This window comes from Pseudomonas farris, from assembly GCF_019145235.1.
GTDB classification, from domain to species: domain Bacteria; phylum Pseudomonadota; class Gammaproteobacteria; order Pseudomonadales; family Pseudomonadaceae; genus Aquipseudomonas; species Aquipseudomonas farris.
Genome location: NZ_JAHSTV010000002.1, coordinates 490,642 through 506,496 on the forward strand (window position 1 = coordinate 490,642; position 15,855 = coordinate 506,496).

Sequence of the window (15,855 nt, forward strand, 5' to 3'; positions counted from 1 at the left end):
GCACCGCTTGCCCGGCCTCGTGTGTTTCAGATGGATTACTGAATGGCCAGCACTTGGTCAGGGTGGGCACCCATTCAGACTCGTCTCTCCATGCCATGCGTAACAGCAGAAGGTGGGGAAGGGTCTGTTCTTCTTCGTCAGGGGCCGGATTTCCGGGCGCGCTGGCGTTTAGTTGTCATCACCGCTGACCATCACCTGATCGATAGCGGCTCGCAGATACTCTCCCTGGTTTCTCACCCAAGACGTTCCTCGCCCGCCATTCCCCCCGGCAGGCTATGGTGGATTAATGGGTTACGCTGGAAAGCAGGCAATGTGAGAACGCAAACAGTCTCTCATCATGGATGGGATCAAAATGAAACTGATTTTGGTGATGCTTGTTGTTGGTCTGTTGGCTTGGAAGCTTTCCCCTGAACTACAGTCCTGGGCTGCAGCTCAACTATCGAATCCCAAAGAAGTCTCTAAAAAAGAAGTCTCAAAAAAAGTCTCTATAGTCGTGACTGCGCCGAAGCCTGTTTCAGCGCCATTCAAATGTGATGGGCGAAAATATTGTTCGCAGATGACCTCGTGCGCAGAGGCCAAAAACTTTCTGCAACATTGCCCAGGAATGAAAATGGACGGGGACAACGACGCAATCCCCTGTGAGTCGCAGTGGTGCCAATGACTATTTGCCGCTCAGCAACAGGCTTAGTGGTTTAATGAGAGAAATTCTTAAAGGAGAGAGTGCTATGGATAAGGCGTTTCGAAACCCGATTTTTCTGACTGGGCTCCCAATGGCTATCTGCGGTCTCGCTATCACTGCGCCTGGTCTATGGATTCCCGGCCTGGGTTTAATGGTGGTCGGCTGGGCAAAGGGGAATAAACGAGTTTGATCAAGAATCACGACATGGTTTTTGCGCAAGGCGGGACCGTGCAGATCACCTCTCCAGGCAGTGACTATAAAGTTGTCGCTATCTGCCCACTGTAAACAACTTACTGGCAGCGGTTGAAAGTCTGGCTTTGCCGCACGTTGAAAGGCGTGCGACAAGCCGGCGACTGACCAGGTCGAGACTCAGAGCAAGTACCCAGCGGCTTGACCGAGATGGTTGTCCTGCCCTCCAGTAATGAGGTGCAGTGGCATGTGTTGTTGTTCATCGATAGATGGGATTTCGAAACTTCCCACTATTTGAAGGTGTCGCTCATTCAGTCCGGTCGACGCTTCTTCCTTTGCCTTAGCCATTCTCGCGTGGTTCGCTGCGATTTCATTGAGAGTTGACACGTTACATCTCCCGGTGACTGACCAAGCGTATCGCTGGAGTCCTAAGCGTTAATTTAATTGCCGCCGCGTCAGAATTACGTCGCTCTGGGGCTGCTAGGTCCGGGCTTTGCAAAGCCTAAGCCAGACAGGGCCCCGTATTGAGTGTCGTGTTTACATAGGCGACGGATGGTGGTATGGCAGGAGGCTACTATCGGGAGAGCGGTTCGCATTAAGGCCGTACCGCGCTAACAATAACGTGGACACATTTTCACAGTTGAAGGTTAACTATTAATTACAAAGTGTGGCTAAAATGCCATCTTTCGACCCCATGCGGACCGCCGGTATGGCTCAAGAACGCGCCATCGGGACGCAGTTTGTTCATCTCTGACGTGTGACGATTTTCGTGAAACTTATCATTGCCGCTATTTATGTCATCTCCATCGCGTATGTTCACTTGCGCGGTAAGGTGCGCCACAAATTAGGCCGTCAACTGAGCGACCACTCGACGTTTCTGGCGCCGATCAATTGCTTCCTTTATCTGTTTTCGAAAACGCCCAATAAGCCTTATCTCAATCCCGCAGACTTTCCCGACTTGAGCCCTTTGCAGGCTCATTGGGAAGAGATTCGAGCCGAAGGCCAGAATCTGCTCAAGGCCGGGGAGATCAAGCGTTCGAATCAGTACGACGACGTTGGTTTCAACTCGTTCTTCAAAAGTGGCTGGAAACGTTTCTATCTCAAATGGTACGGCGACAGTCACCCGTCGGCCGCAAAGCTCTGTCCGCGCACGACTGAACTGGTGCAAAGCATCGGCTCGATCAAGGCCGCGATGTTCGCCGAACTGCCACCGGGTTCGAAACTGGTCCGTCACCGCGATCCGTATGCCGGTTCGTACCGTTATCACTTGGGGCTTGAAACGCCGAACGATGCCGGTTGCTACATTAACGTCGACGGTGAGAACTACCATTGGCGCGACGGCGAAGCGGTGATGTTCGATGAGACCTTCATTCATTACGCCGAAAACACCACTGCGCAAAACCGCATCATCCTGTTCTGTGACATTGAGCGGCCGATGAAGTATCGCTGGGCGACGGCGTTCAACCGCTGGTTCAGCCGAACGGTGATGGCGGCGGCGGGCGCGCCGAACGATGCCGGCGACAAGGTCGGTGGTATCAACCGCTTGTTCGCCAAAATCTACAAGATTCGCCTGCGCGGCAAAGCGCTCAAGAAGCGGAACCGCACTCGCTACTACCTGGAGAAGTGGGCGATTTTTGGTGGGTTGTTGGCGATTTTTGTTTTGATCTGAGTTTTGGTATTGAGGCGTAAGACGCCTTCGCGAGCAAGCCCGCTCCCACATTGGATCTGTGTCGTTCACAGGACCAATGTGGGAGCGGGCTTGCTCGCGAAGAGGCCAGTATTTTCACTGCAAAACTTGTGGGTGTCCCAGGAGGTCAGCCGCTCGACCGTTTCGTGGGTTTTTTCTCCACAGTAGATTTGGTTTTGCTAGCCGGTTTACTGGCCGCTTTACCGCCACCCTTGCCACCAAGACTACGTTTGAGCAGTTCGGTCAGATCGATAACATCCGCCGTCTTGCGCTCCTCTTCACCAGTAACGGTTTCGACATCTTCGATCTTGCCTTCATTCGCTTTCTTCTCGACCAGCGCCATGATCTTGTCTTCGAAGCTGTCGCGGTACTCCTCGGGTGTCCAGTCGGCACTCATGTCCTCCACCAGCCGTTTGGCCATCTCCAGCTCACCTTTGGCCAAATCCGGCTTGGTCACTTCACTGCCCAGTTCCAGTTGATCAAGGCTGCGCACTTCGGCGGGCCAGCGCAGCATCACCAGCACCATGGCTGATTCCAGCGGCATGAGGGCCGCCAAGTGCTGGCGCGAATGCAACACCACGCGGGCCAGGGCGACCTTGTCGGTTTTGCTCAGGGTTTCGCGCAACAGCGCATAGACCTTGCCGCCGCGTTTGTCCGGCGCCAGGTAGTAGGGCGTGTCGATGTTTTGCAGGGGGATTTGCTCGCTGCCGACAAAGGCAAAAATGTCGATGGTTTGGGTCGACAGTGGGTGAGCCGAGCGAATCTCCTCTTCACTGAGCACCACGTAACGTCCCTTTTCGTACTCGATCCCTTTGACGATGTGCTCTTGGGTGACTTCCTTGCCGGTGACCTTGTTGATGCGCTTATAGCCGACCGGGTCCATGCTGCGGCGGTCGAGCCAGTTGAAATCGATCCCGCGCGAAGACGTCGCCGAAACCAGCGCCACGGGGATGTGCACCAGACCGAAACTGATTGCGCCTTTCCAGATTGCCCGTGCCATCGTCGTGATCTCGTCGATTGATGTTCTGGTGACCTGTGGCCAAGGGCAAAAGTTTCAGTTGGCGGCGGCCCGGTCCTGCGGGCGGATCGGCGGTGCGGTTAACTCGTGTTACATCTTGTGGAGGAGGTTTTAGTTAACAAATCCGAACCCTGGGCGTAGCGTGGCGTTATTCATCCATGAAGCGTGGCACGCTCATTTAGAGAGGTCCTCATGAACCGATGTGTGCTCGGCGCTATCGCGATGGCATTGAGTGGCGTGCTAAGCCCTGTGGCGCTGGCAGACGCCGCATCGCCGTCCTCGCCCTTGCTGCTGGCGCAGAACCTGCCGGGTAGCACCAACAACAATCCCTACAACAGCCCGATTCGCCGGGCCAATCCCAACAGCATGCAAGGCACCCAGCCGAGCATCCCGGTGATTCGCGGCCCAAACACGGTGCCTGTGCCACGACCGCCAACGCTGGATAACGGTGGGATCGGCAACCGCTATCCGCTAGATCGACCGGCTCCCACCAGCCAACCGAAGTTCATTCCCAATCCACCACCCCGGGACTCGAACCGCAACTACCGTTGAACGGCAGGACAGAGGTCTTGCCAGCCATTTTGACGACAAAAGGAATCGTGCATGTTGCGTAAAACCCTCTTGGCCACCTTCTGCGCCAGCGCGTTATTGACAGCCACTGCGCCCGTTTTCGCGGCGCCGACACAGGATATAAAAAGCGAGCAGGGCACCCTTGAGCTCACGCCGATCGTTAAAGGCCTGGAACATCCCTGGGCGCTGGCGTTTCTGCCCGACCGCCAAGGGATGCTGGTGACCGAGCGGCCTGGCAACCTGCGGCTGGTCAGCGCAGACGGCAAACTCTCGGGTCCGCTCAATGGCGTGCCTCAGGTCTGGGCCAAGGGGCAGGGCGGATTGCTCGACGTGGTGTTGTCGCCCGATTTCAAGCAAGACCGCATGGTCTATCTGTCTTACGCCGAAGGGGGCGGTGAAGGCGGCAAGGCCGGCACGGCGGTTGGCCGCGGACGGTTGTCGGAAGACCTGACGGCGATCAAGGATTTCCGGGTGATCTTCCGTCAGGAGCCCAAGCTCTCGGTCGGCAATCACTTCGGCTCGCGACTGGTGTTCGACCGCGACGGTTATCTGTTCATCACCCTGGGCGAGAACAACGACCGGCCCACGGCGCAGGATCTCGACAAACTGCAAGGCAAGATCGTGCGGCTCTACCCGGACGGCAAAGTGCCGAAGGACAATCCTTTTGTCGGGCAAAAAGGCGTTCGCCCGGAAATCTGGTCCTACGGCCAACGCAACCCGCAAGGCGCGGCCCTCAACCCCTGGAGCGGCACACTCTGGGAAAACGAGCACGGCCCTCGGGGCGGCGACGAGATCAACATCATTGAACGAGGCAAAAATTACGGCTGGCCGATGGCAACCCACGGCATCAACTATTCCGGCCTGCCGATCCCGGAAGCCAAAGGCGAAACCGCCGAAGGCACCGTAGGCCCGCACCATGTCTGGGAAAATTCCCCCGGCCTGAGCGGCATGGCCTTCTATGACGGCGATCGCTTCAAGGCCTGGCAGCACAACGTGTTTATCGGAGCGCTAGTGAGTCAGGAGTTGATCCGCCTGCAGTTCGAAGGCGACAAAGTTGTTCACGAAGAGCGGCTGCTTGGTGAACTCAATAAACGAATTCGCGATGTGCGGCAGGGGCCGGATGGTTATTTGTATGTACTGACCGATGAAGATGACGGGGGGCTGTACAAGCTTGGCCTGAAGTAAAACGCATAACCTGTGGCGAGGGAGCTTGCTCCCGCCGGGGTGCGAAGCACCCCATGCAATCGACTGCTTCGCACTCGAACGGGAGCAGGCGCCCTCGCCACAGGTTTACTCACGCCGGTAGAGAATCACCGCCGCCCGCAGCTTGCCTCGCCCAAAACTGCACATTTTGTCGAATTCGCCATGGCTGACCGGCAAGTGTTGGCAATCCATCGGCTGACGATGCTGGCTGTGATCCACATCCGGATCGTGCAGGTAGACGAACTCTTCATCGCAATCGGTGACGATCACCCAGTGCGGTGCCTTGGAACGGGTCAGGCGATAGCTGCTGATCAATACCAGCGGCTGTCCGCCATCGTGCAATAACCGTGGCAGATCCAGTGGCCCGCCGACCATTCGCTCCACGTCGGTGGCTTGCAACTGCGCCGTGAACTCCTCGTGTACCAGGCGCATTACGTCTTTTTTATGCGCATCGCGCACGCCGTCGAGAAACAGCGGCCCGGCCATGCTCAGTTGCAGCTGCACCCGAAAGCCACGCCGCCACGCTGCCAGCGCCAGGCCTTGAGGGCTGCAGCCACCGTGGCCAGACGTCATGAACACCGTGGTCGCCTCGCGCCAGATTTGCAGCTCTTCGCCACGCTCCAGCGCTCGATCTTCTTGCAGCGCGCCCATGGCCATCAGCAGGCAGGCCGGGCCACAGGTGAACTCGGTGGTCTGCGGGTAGTAAGGCACCTTGATGTTGCGTGAATCGCGGTGCTGGAGGATACGTTTTTCTAATCGCAGCGCGTCGGCATGGTCCTGGTAATAGTCGTGAATCAGCGCGAAACGCCGGTAGCCGTTGCGCTCATACAGCGCAATCGCCGTTGGATTGTCGATACGCACTTCCAGCCGCAGGTAGGCGCAGTCATGCTCAATGGCGCAGGCCTCGACACGTTCGAGCAATTGCTTGCCCAGTCCACTGCCGCGAGCATCAAGGGCTATCGCAATCGAGTACAGGCGCGCCAATGAAGTGCCCCGGTGAAAGAGCACCACCGCATAGCCCACTAATTGCTCGCCACGTTGGGCCACCAGCAGTTGCCCGTGAGCCCGAGTGATCATCCATTGAAAACTGCGACTGTTGAGCCGGTCCGTGGTGAAACATTGCTGTTCAAGTGCCAGCAGTGCCGGTATGTCTTCAACTATCGCCAAGCGAAAAACAGGATTCATTTGACCGCCGTAAAAGTTGCGTAACGAAACGGGACTTTCGAAAAAGTTCGTGCTTAATAGGAAAGGTCTTGTTCTTCAAATGGATCAATCACTATGTCAGCGGTACAAGGTCATTGGCGCGAAGTATCTGAGCAAACGTTACCCGCAGCAATAACTTCTGCAAACTATTTAAATGGCGCGATCAGAACTTCCAGCCAGTTGATGATCATCGTCGAACGCAAGGAAGACTGGGCCTCTTACTTTCCCAGTGAAGACATCGTCACCGCCCAGGAATACCTCGAACAGACCCGCGACAACGAGCAGGGCAAGCGGGTTCAGGTGATCAACCTGTGCCGCAGCTACAAGTACCTCGGGCACGGTTATTACTGCTCGCTGCTGGCCGAAGCGCGGGGGCACAAGGTTATTCCGTCGGTGCGGACCATCAGCGAACTGACCCGTAAATCCCTGTATGGCCTGGCCCTGGATGATCTGGATAAAACCCTGGAAAAGGCCCTCAGCAATCACCTTTACAGCGATACCGAAGGATTTACCCTGACACTGTACTTCGGCAAAACCTCTATCGAGCCATTACAGGATCTGGCTCGACAATTGTTCGAGGTCTTTCCTTGTCCGATATTGCTAGTTGAGTTTCGTCGAACTAACGGTTGGCACATCGAAGGTGTAAAGTTTGGCACCTTGCATAAGTTGCGTGACGATCAGGAAGATCAGTTCGCTAATGCACTCGACAGTTTCAGTCGCAAGATCTGGCGCATGCCGCGCTCCAGGCGATTGGCCCGTTATGACCTGGCCATTCTGCACGATCCGCAAGAAGCATTGCCGCCCTCCAATCCCAAGGCTTTGGACAACTTCGTCAGGGTCGGCAAGACACTAGGCATCGACGTCGAGCTGATTGAACGCAAGGACTACGCCCGAATCGCCGAATACGACGGGCTCCTGATCCGCGAGACAACGAGCGTCGACAACCACACCTACCGCTTCGCCAAAAAAGCCGAGAGCGAAGGTTTGGTGGTGATGGATGACCCGGCGTCGATCCTGCGCTGCACCAACAAGGTTTATCTGACTGATTTGCTCAAGAGCCATCAGCTGGGCATGCCCATCACTGAAATCCTCTACAAGGAACGACCGGAAGATTTCGAGCGGGTAGGCGAGCGTCTGGGGTTTCCACTGGTGCTGAAGATACCCGACGGTTGTTTCTCAAAGGGCGTCATCAAGGTCGAAAGCCAGCAAGCCTTGCTCGAGGCGACTGCCGAACTGTTCGAGCACTCGGTGTTGCTGCTCGCCCAGGAATTTTTCTACACCGAATACGACTGGCGCATTGGCGTGCTCAACCGCAAACCGATCTTTGCCTGCCAGTACTTCATGTCCAAGGGCCATTGGCAGATCTACAACCATAAGGCAAAAGGCCAGGACATCAACGGCGAATGCCGCACCCTGGCGGTTCACGAAGCACCGCGAGCGGTGGTTGAACTGGCGGTGAAAACCGCGAATCTCATTGGCGACGGCCTCTACGGCGTCGACCTCAAACAGTCCGGCGACAAAGTGGTGGTGATCGAAGTCAACGACAACCCGAACATGGACGCCGGCATCGAAGACGCCTACTTGCAGGACGATTTGTATTCCTTGGTGCTGGAAGAGTTTGTCCGTCGGCTGGAGCTCAAGCGCCGCGGCCAGGCCTGGTGAGCGGCCGATGATCAAGAGCTTTGATCTGAGCCACGGCGGCTTGCAAGCGGTCGAACGGCTAGACGCCGAGGTGATGCTATTCAGTAACCCCGATGCGGCCGAACGGGATCTGTTGCACAGCCATTTCAAGCTCGATGAACACGCTCTGGCCTCGGCCCTGGACCCCGATGAGGTGTCGCGCATCGAGTTTCACCCCGACAACCTGTTCCTGATCTGGAAGCGCCCGGAGAACTACTCCGGCGGCGGCAGCCTGGCCTTCGAAGTGTCGTGCTGCGGCTTGCTGTTTTCCCCGGGGCGTCTGCTGGTGATTGCCACCGACGACTCGCCGCTCAGCGGCCTCGGCACGCGGCAGTCACTGAAGACGCCACTGGATGCGTTGCTCGACCTGTTGTTCAACAACATTCACCACTATCTGGGGCACCTCAAGGTGATCAAGATGGTTGCCCGGGAGTTGCAGCAGAAATTCAATGCCTCGATGCAGAACCAGCATCTGATCCAGATGTTCAACCTCAGCGAAAGCCTGATCTATTACATCAACGCCATTCACAGCAATGGCGCGGTCCTGACCCGGCTGCGTAATCATGCGGCAAAGGAACACTTCAGCGTTGAAGCCATTGGTTTGATCGACGATCTGATCATCGAAAACAACCAGTGCTACAAACAGGCGGAAATCTACTCCACGGTGTTCTCCGGGCTGATCGATGCGCGGGGCAATCTGATGAACAACAGCATGAATAACCTGCTGCGCAAGCTGACGTTGATCAACGTGGTGTTTCTGCCGTTGAACCTGATTGCGAGCATTGGCGGCATGTCCGAGTTCAGCATGATGACCGCCGGCACGCCGTGGTGGGTTTCCTATCCGTTGTTTCTGACGGCGATGATGCTCGGGGCGGGGGGGATGGTGATTGGCCTCAAGCGCTTGGCGAAGTGATTCCGGTGGCGATCAGATCGCCTTCGCGAGCAAGCCCGCTCCCACATTTAATCTCGGGTGTTCACAAATTTTGTGTTCGCAGAAGAGCTAATGTGGGAGCGGGCTTGCTCGCGAAAGCAATCACATCAACTCCACAAATCCCGGATCAGACCTCTTGAGCCGCGCTAACGGAGTTTTTCCGCTCCTGAAGACCCCGCACCACCAGATACAACAACGGCCCGATAGACACAAAAATCGCCGTCACCAACAAATAAGGAACCACCGACAACCCCGACTGCCCACGCTTGCGCGCATCCTGATACATCCAGATACCGGCAAGCGTCGCCAACAGGTACAAATCGATCACCACCTGCGCGGTATCGGGCTGCGACATCAGGCTGATGCCGAAGTCGAGCAACGATTGCTCGGCCTGCAGCATCACCGAGATGGTGTAGCCGGCGAAAGCAATCAGGGCAATGAGGGGCAGGGCGACAGACTTCATGGTTTCCTTCCTTGGGACAATGAGCAGAATCGCCAGCCTACAGCGGCCCTTGAAAATTGGCCATTGACTTGCCATCAGCGTCCGGCTAATTTCCAGCCATGACTTCCGCCGTATTGCGCTGCCAGCCAAGCATTATTACCGCCATTCCTTATTTGGCGGGCTAGCTCACGACTGCAGCACCCAACCCGCCCTAGAGGCGGGTTTTTACTTTCTGTCTCTTGGGCTTCGATCAAAGTCAGGAGACGACCATGAGCAGCACCCCCGCCCAGCAGCGTTTGCTTGAGCACTACGTGAAAAAAATCCTCGCCGCGCCGGTTTATGAACTCGCCGTGCGCACGCCGTTGCAAGCGGCACCAGCCTTGTCCGAGGCATTGGGCAATCAGATCCTGCTCAAGCGCGAAGACTTGCAACCGACGTTTTCCTTCAAGATCCGCGGTGCCTACAACAAACTGGTGAACCTGAGCGACGAACAGAAAGCCCGCGGCGTGATCACGGCCTCGGCAGGCAATCATGCCCAAGGCGTGGCGCTGGCGGCCCGCGAGCTGGGGATCGCCGCAACCATTGTCATGCCCTGCACGACACCGGAATTGAAGGTGCACGGGGTTCGCAGCCGGGGTGCCGATGCGGTGCTGCATGGCGAGAGTTTTCCGTTTGCCCTGGAGTACGCGCTTAGCTTGGCACGGCAAACCGGCCGCACCTTTGTCTCGCCCTTCGACGATCCGGACGTGATCGCGGGGCAGGGCACCGTCGCCATGGAAATCCTGCGCCAACACCAGGGGCCGCTGGACGCGATCTTCGTTCCGGTGGGCGGAGGTGGCTTGATCGCCGGCATCGCCGCGTACGTCAAATATCTGCGCCCTGAAATCCGCATCATCGGCGTTGAGTCGGAACATTCCGCTTGCTTGCAGGCTGCATTACAGGCCGGCGAACGGGTTGTGCTGCCAACCGTCGGAGCCTTCGCCGATGGCGTGGCCGTCGCTGAGATCGGGGCTCATGGTTTTGAGGTCTGCCGATTTTGCGTCGATGAGGTAATGACCGTCAGCAACGACGAACTCTGCGCCGCCATCAAGAACATCTACGACGATACCCGCTCGATCACCGAACCTTCCGGCGCCCTGGCCGTGGCCGGGATCAAGCAGTACGTCGCACTAACCGGTGCCCGGGGTCAGACCTTGGTGGCTATCGATTCCGGAGCGAACATCAATTTCGACAGTTTGCGGCATGTGGCCGAGCGCGCCGCGTTGAGCGGCGTGTCGGCTGGAGCGGTTTATTCCTGAACGGCTTTCTCGACGTGACTCGACGCCGACCAGATCCGGTAGCGCACTTCGACGTCCTTGGGCACGTAAAGCACGATCGGCAACTTGCTGTTGTAGCGCAGCCTGAAACCGTCACCGACCACCGGCACGAAGTCCTTTTTGCTCTTGCCATCCGGGCAGGCCATGAGCGTGCTCATCGGGCCGGTGACTTTTTCCAGCCGGTAATACGGGTAACCCCAGCCCTCAAGGTTCTTTTCCTCAAGCATGCCGCCCAGGCGCTGACGGTTGCAGTCGACGGTGAGGGTCTTGCCGGCCAGGATTTCGACCTGATAGCCGTCTTCCTGTTGTTGCGGGGCGAGGTGAATGACCTGGCGGGTAAAACCGCGCTCAGGCTTGGGATACGGCGCGACGTTTTCGAGGGTTGCGGCGTGGGCTACGGACGACAAAACGGCAATTATCAGCCCGACGGTCGTGTTAAGCGGCAAAGCACCCATGATGCCTCCTTGCGTGTGTGTGGGGTCAGCGGATACTAAATGGATGGGCCGCATTCTCACTGCCGTCCTCACCCAATGCAAACCCGCCATCGGGGGTGTTTGCAAAATGCGGGTCTTGAAACAGACCTTTCTTGCATTTTGCATGACGCGATGTGTTGCCATTTCCTCCAAACCTTTGATTTGCCGACGAGGCGCAGAGCGAAATCTCAGGCATGTTTTATGCTGAAGCTGTCTTGAGCTGATCACGATCCTTACTGAGTCAGTGCTGAAACAAGAAGACGGTTGGGACGTTGGAACAATGAGGTTCCCCAAGGAAGAAAAACAACGGGCGATTTGAGCTCCGACCGACATTGATTTTTGATTGGCAATCTCACAAACCGAGAGGGTGGCCATGTTTCTTTCTGCCTTGGAACTACGCAATATCGTTGAAAGCAGTTTTCTCCCGAAACGCTGCCAATGCACGCTGTCACCGGACCTGTCGATGACCGTCAAGGTGTATTCGGACGTCGAGACGGACCATCTCGACCTGTTCGTCACCGGCATAGATGCTCAACGCCTCAATGGATGTAGGGAGATCAACAATCTGATCGCCGAGTTACGCACCGACCTTGAGCACAACAGGCATAGCCATCTGTTTCACCCGGCGTCAAAAGCCCATTAGCCGGCTGTTTCACCGAGTTCGAGCGACACGCGCCGGGTCTGGATAAACCCCAGACCCAGAGCCAGCTCCACCACAATCGCCAGCAAAATACCCGGCCCGGCATGACCATTGAGCCATTCGCCGAAGCCCAGCGCTGCCAAACCGAAACACCCCACCATAAAGCCGCTGCACATCGCGCTTCGCGCCGCCGAGGGCGGTGCCTGCCGTGCGAGATAGAACATCACCCCTAATGCGCCGAACAGCACCGCACTTCGCCTGGCGATAACACCCGACGCGGACGAATACTCGATACTCCAGATCGCCAGCAACCATTGCGGCATCAAACCCCAGACCAGCGCCAGCAGAAAACAAAGGGCAGCGGTGAATGTCGACAGCGTGCGAAACGAGAACTGCATGGCGAATCCTTTCGGCAGTGAGGAAGACGCCAAAGCATAGCGTCAGAATCCTCACTGGCCTACCGCCAAGCTCCGAATCAGAATCTTCTGTCAGTTCTGATAACTGCACGCGTCAGAAAGTTTTCGGTACGTAATTTCCGCAGGCTTACCCGACTTGTCGATGTACTTCATCTCAGCCGTCACCACTTGGCATTCCAGGGTCTGCGGCTCAGTCAGGGAAATGACCTTGCCCACATGAAGCGGCATGCCGTAGTGATAGGGCACGGCCTGTGAGGACGATGTCTCGTTGGCTTGAGCGAAACCTGCGAACGCGGTGCCGGCGAGGGCGGTGGTCATCAGTAGTATTCGCATGTTCATGATGGGTCTCCAGTGCAGAGGGGAAGTCAGTTCGACTGAAGAACGTCGAACCTGCCGCACTGGGCGTCAGAGGGTGCTGAGGGAGTGCGGTCCAGTAAAGTTTTGGACCGTGGGGTTAAGCGATGGTTAACCGGGTTGCATGCCGCCTGTCGTGAGGAAGTTTCTGACAGAGGTTTCATGTAGGTAAAAAAACTGAGGGAGCTTCGGCTCGTTCCTACAACCTTGGGCGCTTTGTCGTCTTTCGCCGGCCGGCAACCAGCGATTACTGTTTGGCATCGCTGCAAAATCAGCGAACAGGTTTGGTCACCTGATAACGTCGCACATATTTGTGCCCTCATTCGCACTGTGGACTTCTACGTCTCGTATTGCGTTGTAATGGCGGCTGTGTGCGGGACGCCTTCGGGCGAGCCGATTTGGCGTTATCGGTTGACCAAGCCTGTGCACAGCCGCCACCCATCGTTTGGTCACGGTGCTGGCGATTACTAATAAATGCCGAGTAATTACTATGCCAACGATAAATCCGTTCCCCAAACGCTACCGTTCAATCAAAAGCAGCGTCACCGACTCAAATCCCTTGGTGATCGACACAGAAGCCAATCCCCAGGACATCCTCGAATCCGCCCTCCAGCGTATCCGAGCCTCCAGCCAGTTACTTGAAACGCTCCATTGCCAATGCTTTAAGCATGGCGATGTTCAGGACATTCCGCACATTACCCATGCGCTTTATCTGCTGACTCAGGATGGTTGTGATCTGTTGACGGTTGCACAGCAAAGGATGATGGGCTGGAAAGCGCCGATCTGAAGCTGCACCTTCAAAAACAAGCCTGCCTCCTGTGGGCAGGCTTTGAAGCTAGATGTCCGACGGTGAGGTATTCAATAGGATGAAGCGCTCATTTCAGGCGTAAAACTTATCTTTTTAAAAGTTGACCCGCGCTCGCGATTGCAGCTGCTAACGGGATCAATGGACCTAATGCCTGGGTACCTGAACCTGCTCCCGGCCCACCACCAGAATTCACCTTCACCTCAGCCCCGCTAATCGTCACCCCACCCGCATCAATCTTCACAAAGCTCCCCCCAGCCTTGGCCGTGAGTTCCATGCCACCCTCGACCACCACCTTCTCCCCGGCGTGGTAGTGAATCTCCTGACCCGCCTCAACAAACTGCGCCGTGCCGACCTTCACATGCTGGGTCACGCCGACGGTGAGGTGATCGTCCGCCCGCGCTTCGGTCTTGCGGTCCAGGTGGGTGAGGCGATGCTCTTCCACTTTGAACTCACTAAAGACATTCGCTTCAACGGTGTCATGCCGTTCATTACCGACGCGAATTTTCTGGTCGTGCTCGATGTTTTCATCCCAGTCGCGCTGGGCGTGCAGGTAGATCTGTTCCGCGCCTTTCTTGTCTTCGATGCGGAACTCGTTGTAGCCCTTGCCGCCCGGTGAACTCAGGGTTTTGAAGGTGCTGCGGGTTTTGTTCGCCGGTAGGTCGTAGGGGACGACGTTTCCCTTGTGGTACAGACAGCCGGTGATCAGCGGTTGATCCGGGTCGCCTTCGAGGAAGGTGACGAGCACTTCCATGCCGACTCTCGGGATGGCGATGCCGCCGTAGGCGTTGCCGGCCCATCTGGTGGCGACGCGCAGCCAGCAGCTGCTGGTGTCGTCGCCCTGGCCGTCGCGGTCCCAGTGGAACTGCACTTTGACGCGGCCGTATTGGTCGCAGTGGATTTCTTCCCCCGGCGGGCCGGTGACGATGGCAGTCTGGCTGCCCAATACTTTGGGTTTCGGGTGTTCCAGGGTCGGGCGGAAATGCGCGTCCCACGGGGTGGCGAGGAAGCGGTTGCGGTAACCCTGCTGGAAGTCATCCTTATTGTCGGTGACGTCGCTGGTGATGTTCTCGCCGAGCACTTGTGGCTGCTTGCCTTCGTGGACGATTTCCAGCAGCAGCCAAAGGTCGTTCCACTCGGCGCGCGGGTGATCACTCAGGACCATGAAGTGGCCGCTGACCAGGGTCGGTTCGTCGCCTTTGCCTTCGGCCAACTGGTAGTCGCTGCGATGGCGTTCCAGGGCGCGGGTCGCCAGTTGCTTGCCGCGCGCGCGGTCGGTGAAGCGGCCGGGGTAGTCGTAGTCTTCGAGGTCCGGGGCGAATCCGCTTTTGGCGGTGCCTTCAGGCAGCCGTCGTGGTTTTTCGAAGTCGTAGTCGCGACGGCTGACGCGGGTGGTACGGGTTTCCAGGCGCAGGTTGAAGCGCTTGATCACCGGTTTTTTGGCGGCCATGCCGGAGTCTTGCTGGTAGCTCACCGGCGCGAGTTTGCGGAACACCGTCTGGTCATCACCGAACACCAGTTTGTGGCCGCTGGTCGAGTGCTGGAAGTGGAAGTGAATGCCTTCCTCTTCGCACAGGCGCTGGATGAAGTGCAGGTCGGATTCGTCGTATTGCACGCAGTACACGCGCTCGGGGTAGATCGCGCCGAGCTGGAAGCTGTAGGCGTCGGCCAGAATGCCTCGCGCCTCAAGCACCTGGGCGATGATCTTCGGTACAGTTAAATGCTGGAAAATCTGCTGGTCGTGGTTGTGCCGCAAATAGGCCAGTTGCGGCACCAAGCTGATGCTGTAGCGGGTCAGACTTTTGCCGGAATCGCCTTGCTCGATGCGGTAGACCAAACCATGGATCTTGCCCTGGCCAGTGGCGCCGAAGGTCAGGCAACCGGGCTTGTGCAGCAGCTCTTCGAGTTTCAGGTCGGGGCGGGCGCTGACCAGTTCGATGTCGAAACAGAACGGCTGGTTGAGGGCTTCGCGGCCGACGAAGCTGAGGACCTGCAGGTCGACGGAAACGCCTTCGAGCGTGAGGGAGATATGGGTTGCGTTTGCGTCCAGCATGCCTTGAGTTCCGTCCTTTGAAAAAGCAGGGGCGGATGGTGTAGCATTAAAGTGCCATGATCAAGGTTGAAATGCCGTAGGCGGGGAGGGTAAAAAGTATAGGGAAAACCCCTAGTTACAGGTTTCTAGTCAATGAATCCTGGCCTTTAACCGTTAGATCGTCTTCGCGGGCAAATCGGATCGCCGCACCGCTCGT

The 15,855-nt window shown here is 57.1% G+C and carries 16 protein-coding genes and 1 pseudogene; 9 read left to right on the top strand and 8 right to left on the bottom strand.

Annotated features, from left to right (window positions below; genetic code table 11):
• Positions 1 to 352: 352 nt before the first annotated feature.
• On the top strand, positions 353 to 661 hold the full coding sequence (locus KVG95_RS05460) for an excalibur calcium-binding domain-containing protein (protein WP_217854815.1): 309 nt from the start codon (positions 353 to 355) through the stop codon (positions 659 to 661).
• Positions 662 to 1,048: 387 nt separating this feature from the next.
• Here KVG95_RS05460 and KVG95_RS30110 read toward each other — a convergent pair whose 3' ends face one another.
• Positions 1,049 to 1,255: a hypothetical protein gene (locus KVG95_RS30110; protein WP_367616715.1), complete on the bottom strand. Its 207-nt coding sequence runs from the start codon at positions 1,253 to 1,255 to the stop codon at positions 1,049 to 1,051.
• Positions 1,256 to 1,637: 382 nt separating this feature from the next.
• Between KVG95_RS30110 and lpxO the strand changes: the two genes are divergently transcribed.
• Complete coding sequence (lpxO, locus tag KVG95_RS05465) at positions 1,638 to 2,537, top strand: lipid A hydroxylase LpxO (RefSeq protein WP_217854816.1); 900 nt, start codon at positions 1,638 to 1,640, stop codon at positions 2,535 to 2,537.
• 145 nt (positions 2,538 to 2,682) lie between these two features.
• Here the strand turns inward: lpxO and ku are convergent, their stop codons facing one another.
• On the bottom strand, positions 2,683 to 3,555 hold the full coding sequence (gene ku / locus KVG95_RS05470) for a non-homologous end joining protein Ku (protein ID WP_217854817.1): 873 nt from the start codon (positions 3,553 to 3,555) through the stop codon (positions 2,683 to 2,685).
• A gap of 210 nt (positions 3,556 to 3,765) precedes the next feature.
• On the opposite strand from ku, the gene KVG95_RS05475 reads away from it, so the two are divergent.
• Both KVG95_RS05475 and KVG95_RS05480 read left to right on the top strand, forming a co-directional pair.
• Entirely contained in the window at positions 3,766 to 4,125 is a 360-nt protein-coding gene (locus KVG95_RS05475) for a hypothetical protein (RefSeq protein ID WP_217854818.1), read from the top strand.
• A gap of 51 nt (positions 4,126 to 4,176) precedes the next feature.
• Positions 4,177 to 5,328: a PQQ-dependent sugar dehydrogenase gene (locus KVG95_RS05480; RefSeq protein ID WP_217854819.1), complete on the top strand. Its 1,152-nt coding sequence runs from the start codon at positions 4,177 to 4,179 to the stop codon at positions 5,326 to 5,328.
• Between the two features lie 105 nt (positions 5,329 to 5,433).
• On the opposite strand, the gene rimI is transcribed toward KVG95_RS05480, so the two are convergent.
• Positions 5,434 to 6,531 (bottom strand): ribosomal protein S18-alanine N-acetyltransferase, encoded by a 1,098-nt coding sequence (rimI, locus tag KVG95_RS05485; protein WP_217854820.1) that lies wholly within the window; start codon positions 6,529 to 6,531, stop codon positions 5,434 to 5,436.
• 201 nt (positions 6,532 to 6,732) lie between these two features.
• Between rimI and KVG95_RS05490 the strand changes: the two genes are divergently transcribed.
• Together KVG95_RS05490 and KVG95_RS05495 are read left to right on the top strand one after the other, a co-directional pair.
• A complete protein-coding gene (locus tag KVG95_RS05490; protein ID WP_217854960.1) occupies positions 6,733 to 8,211 on the top strand; it encodes a RimK family ATP-grasp domain-containing protein in 1,479 nt (492 codons plus the stop codon).
• A gap of 7 nt (positions 8,212 to 8,218) precedes the next feature.
• On the top strand, positions 8,219 to 9,142 hold the full coding sequence (locus KVG95_RS05495) for a magnesium transporter CorA family protein (RefSeq protein WP_217854821.1): 924 nt from the start codon (positions 8,219 to 8,221) through the stop codon (positions 9,140 to 9,142).
• Positions 9,143 to 9,287: 145 nt separating this feature from the next.
• On the opposite strand, the gene KVG95_RS05500 is transcribed toward KVG95_RS05495, so the two are convergent.
• Complete coding sequence (locus tag KVG95_RS05500) at positions 9,288 to 9,623, bottom strand: DUF2834 domain-containing protein (RefSeq protein ID WP_217854822.1); 336 nt, start codon at positions 9,621 to 9,623, stop codon at positions 9,288 to 9,290.
• A gap of 248 nt (positions 9,624 to 9,871) precedes the next feature.
• Here KVG95_RS05500 and ilvA point away from each other — a divergent pair.
• Positions 9,872 to 10,867: pseudogene (gene ilvA / locus KVG95_RS05505) on the top strand (threonine ammonia-lyase, biosynthetic); the annotation flags it as partial.
• Between the two features lie 23 nt (positions 10,868 to 10,890).
• On the opposite strand, the gene eco reads toward ilvA, so the two are convergent.
• On the bottom strand, positions 10,891 to 11,373 hold the full coding sequence (gene eco / locus KVG95_RS05510) for a serine protease inhibitor ecotin (RefSeq protein ID WP_217854824.1): 483 nt from the start codon (positions 11,371 to 11,373) through the stop codon (positions 10,891 to 10,893).
• A gap of 391 nt (positions 11,374 to 11,764) precedes the next feature.
• Between eco and KVG95_RS05515 the strand changes: the two genes are divergently transcribed.
• Positions 11,765 to 12,034: a DUF1652 domain-containing protein gene (locus tag KVG95_RS05515; RefSeq protein ID WP_052963360.1), complete on the top strand. Its 270-nt coding sequence runs from the start codon at positions 11,765 to 11,767 to the stop codon at positions 12,032 to 12,034.
• On the opposite strand, the gene KVG95_RS05520 is transcribed toward KVG95_RS05515, so the two are convergent.
• Positions 12,031 to 12,429, bottom strand: a complete 399-nt coding sequence (locus KVG95_RS05520) for a hypothetical protein (RefSeq protein WP_217854825.1) — start codon at positions 12,427 to 12,429, stop codon at positions 12,031 to 12,033. The genes KVG95_RS05515 and KVG95_RS05520 overlap by 4 nt on opposite strands.
• A 90-nt stretch (positions 12,430 to 12,519) precedes the next feature.
• Positions 12,520 to 12,786, bottom strand: a complete 267-nt coding sequence (locus tag KVG95_RS05525; RefSeq protein WP_217854826.1) for a DUF2790 domain-containing protein — start codon at positions 12,784 to 12,786, stop codon at positions 12,520 to 12,522.
• A 505-nt stretch (positions 12,787 to 13,291) separates the two neighbouring features.
• Between KVG95_RS05525 and KVG95_RS05530 the strand changes: the two genes are divergently transcribed.
• Positions 13,292 to 13,588: a hypothetical protein gene (locus tag KVG95_RS05530; protein WP_217854827.1), complete on the top strand. Its 297-nt coding sequence runs from the start codon at positions 13,292 to 13,294 to the stop codon at positions 13,586 to 13,588.
• Positions 13,589 to 13,694: 106 nt separating this feature from the next.
• Here the strand turns inward: KVG95_RS05530 and KVG95_RS05535 are convergent, their stop codons facing one another.
• Positions 13,695 to 15,659 carry a type VI secretion system Vgr family protein gene (locus KVG95_RS05535; protein WP_217854828.1) on the bottom strand — a complete coding sequence of 655 codons (1,965 nt, stop codon included), beginning with the start codon at positions 15,657 to 15,659 and terminating at the stop codon, positions 13,695 to 13,697.
• Positions 15,660 to 15,855 lie beyond the last annotated feature (196 nt).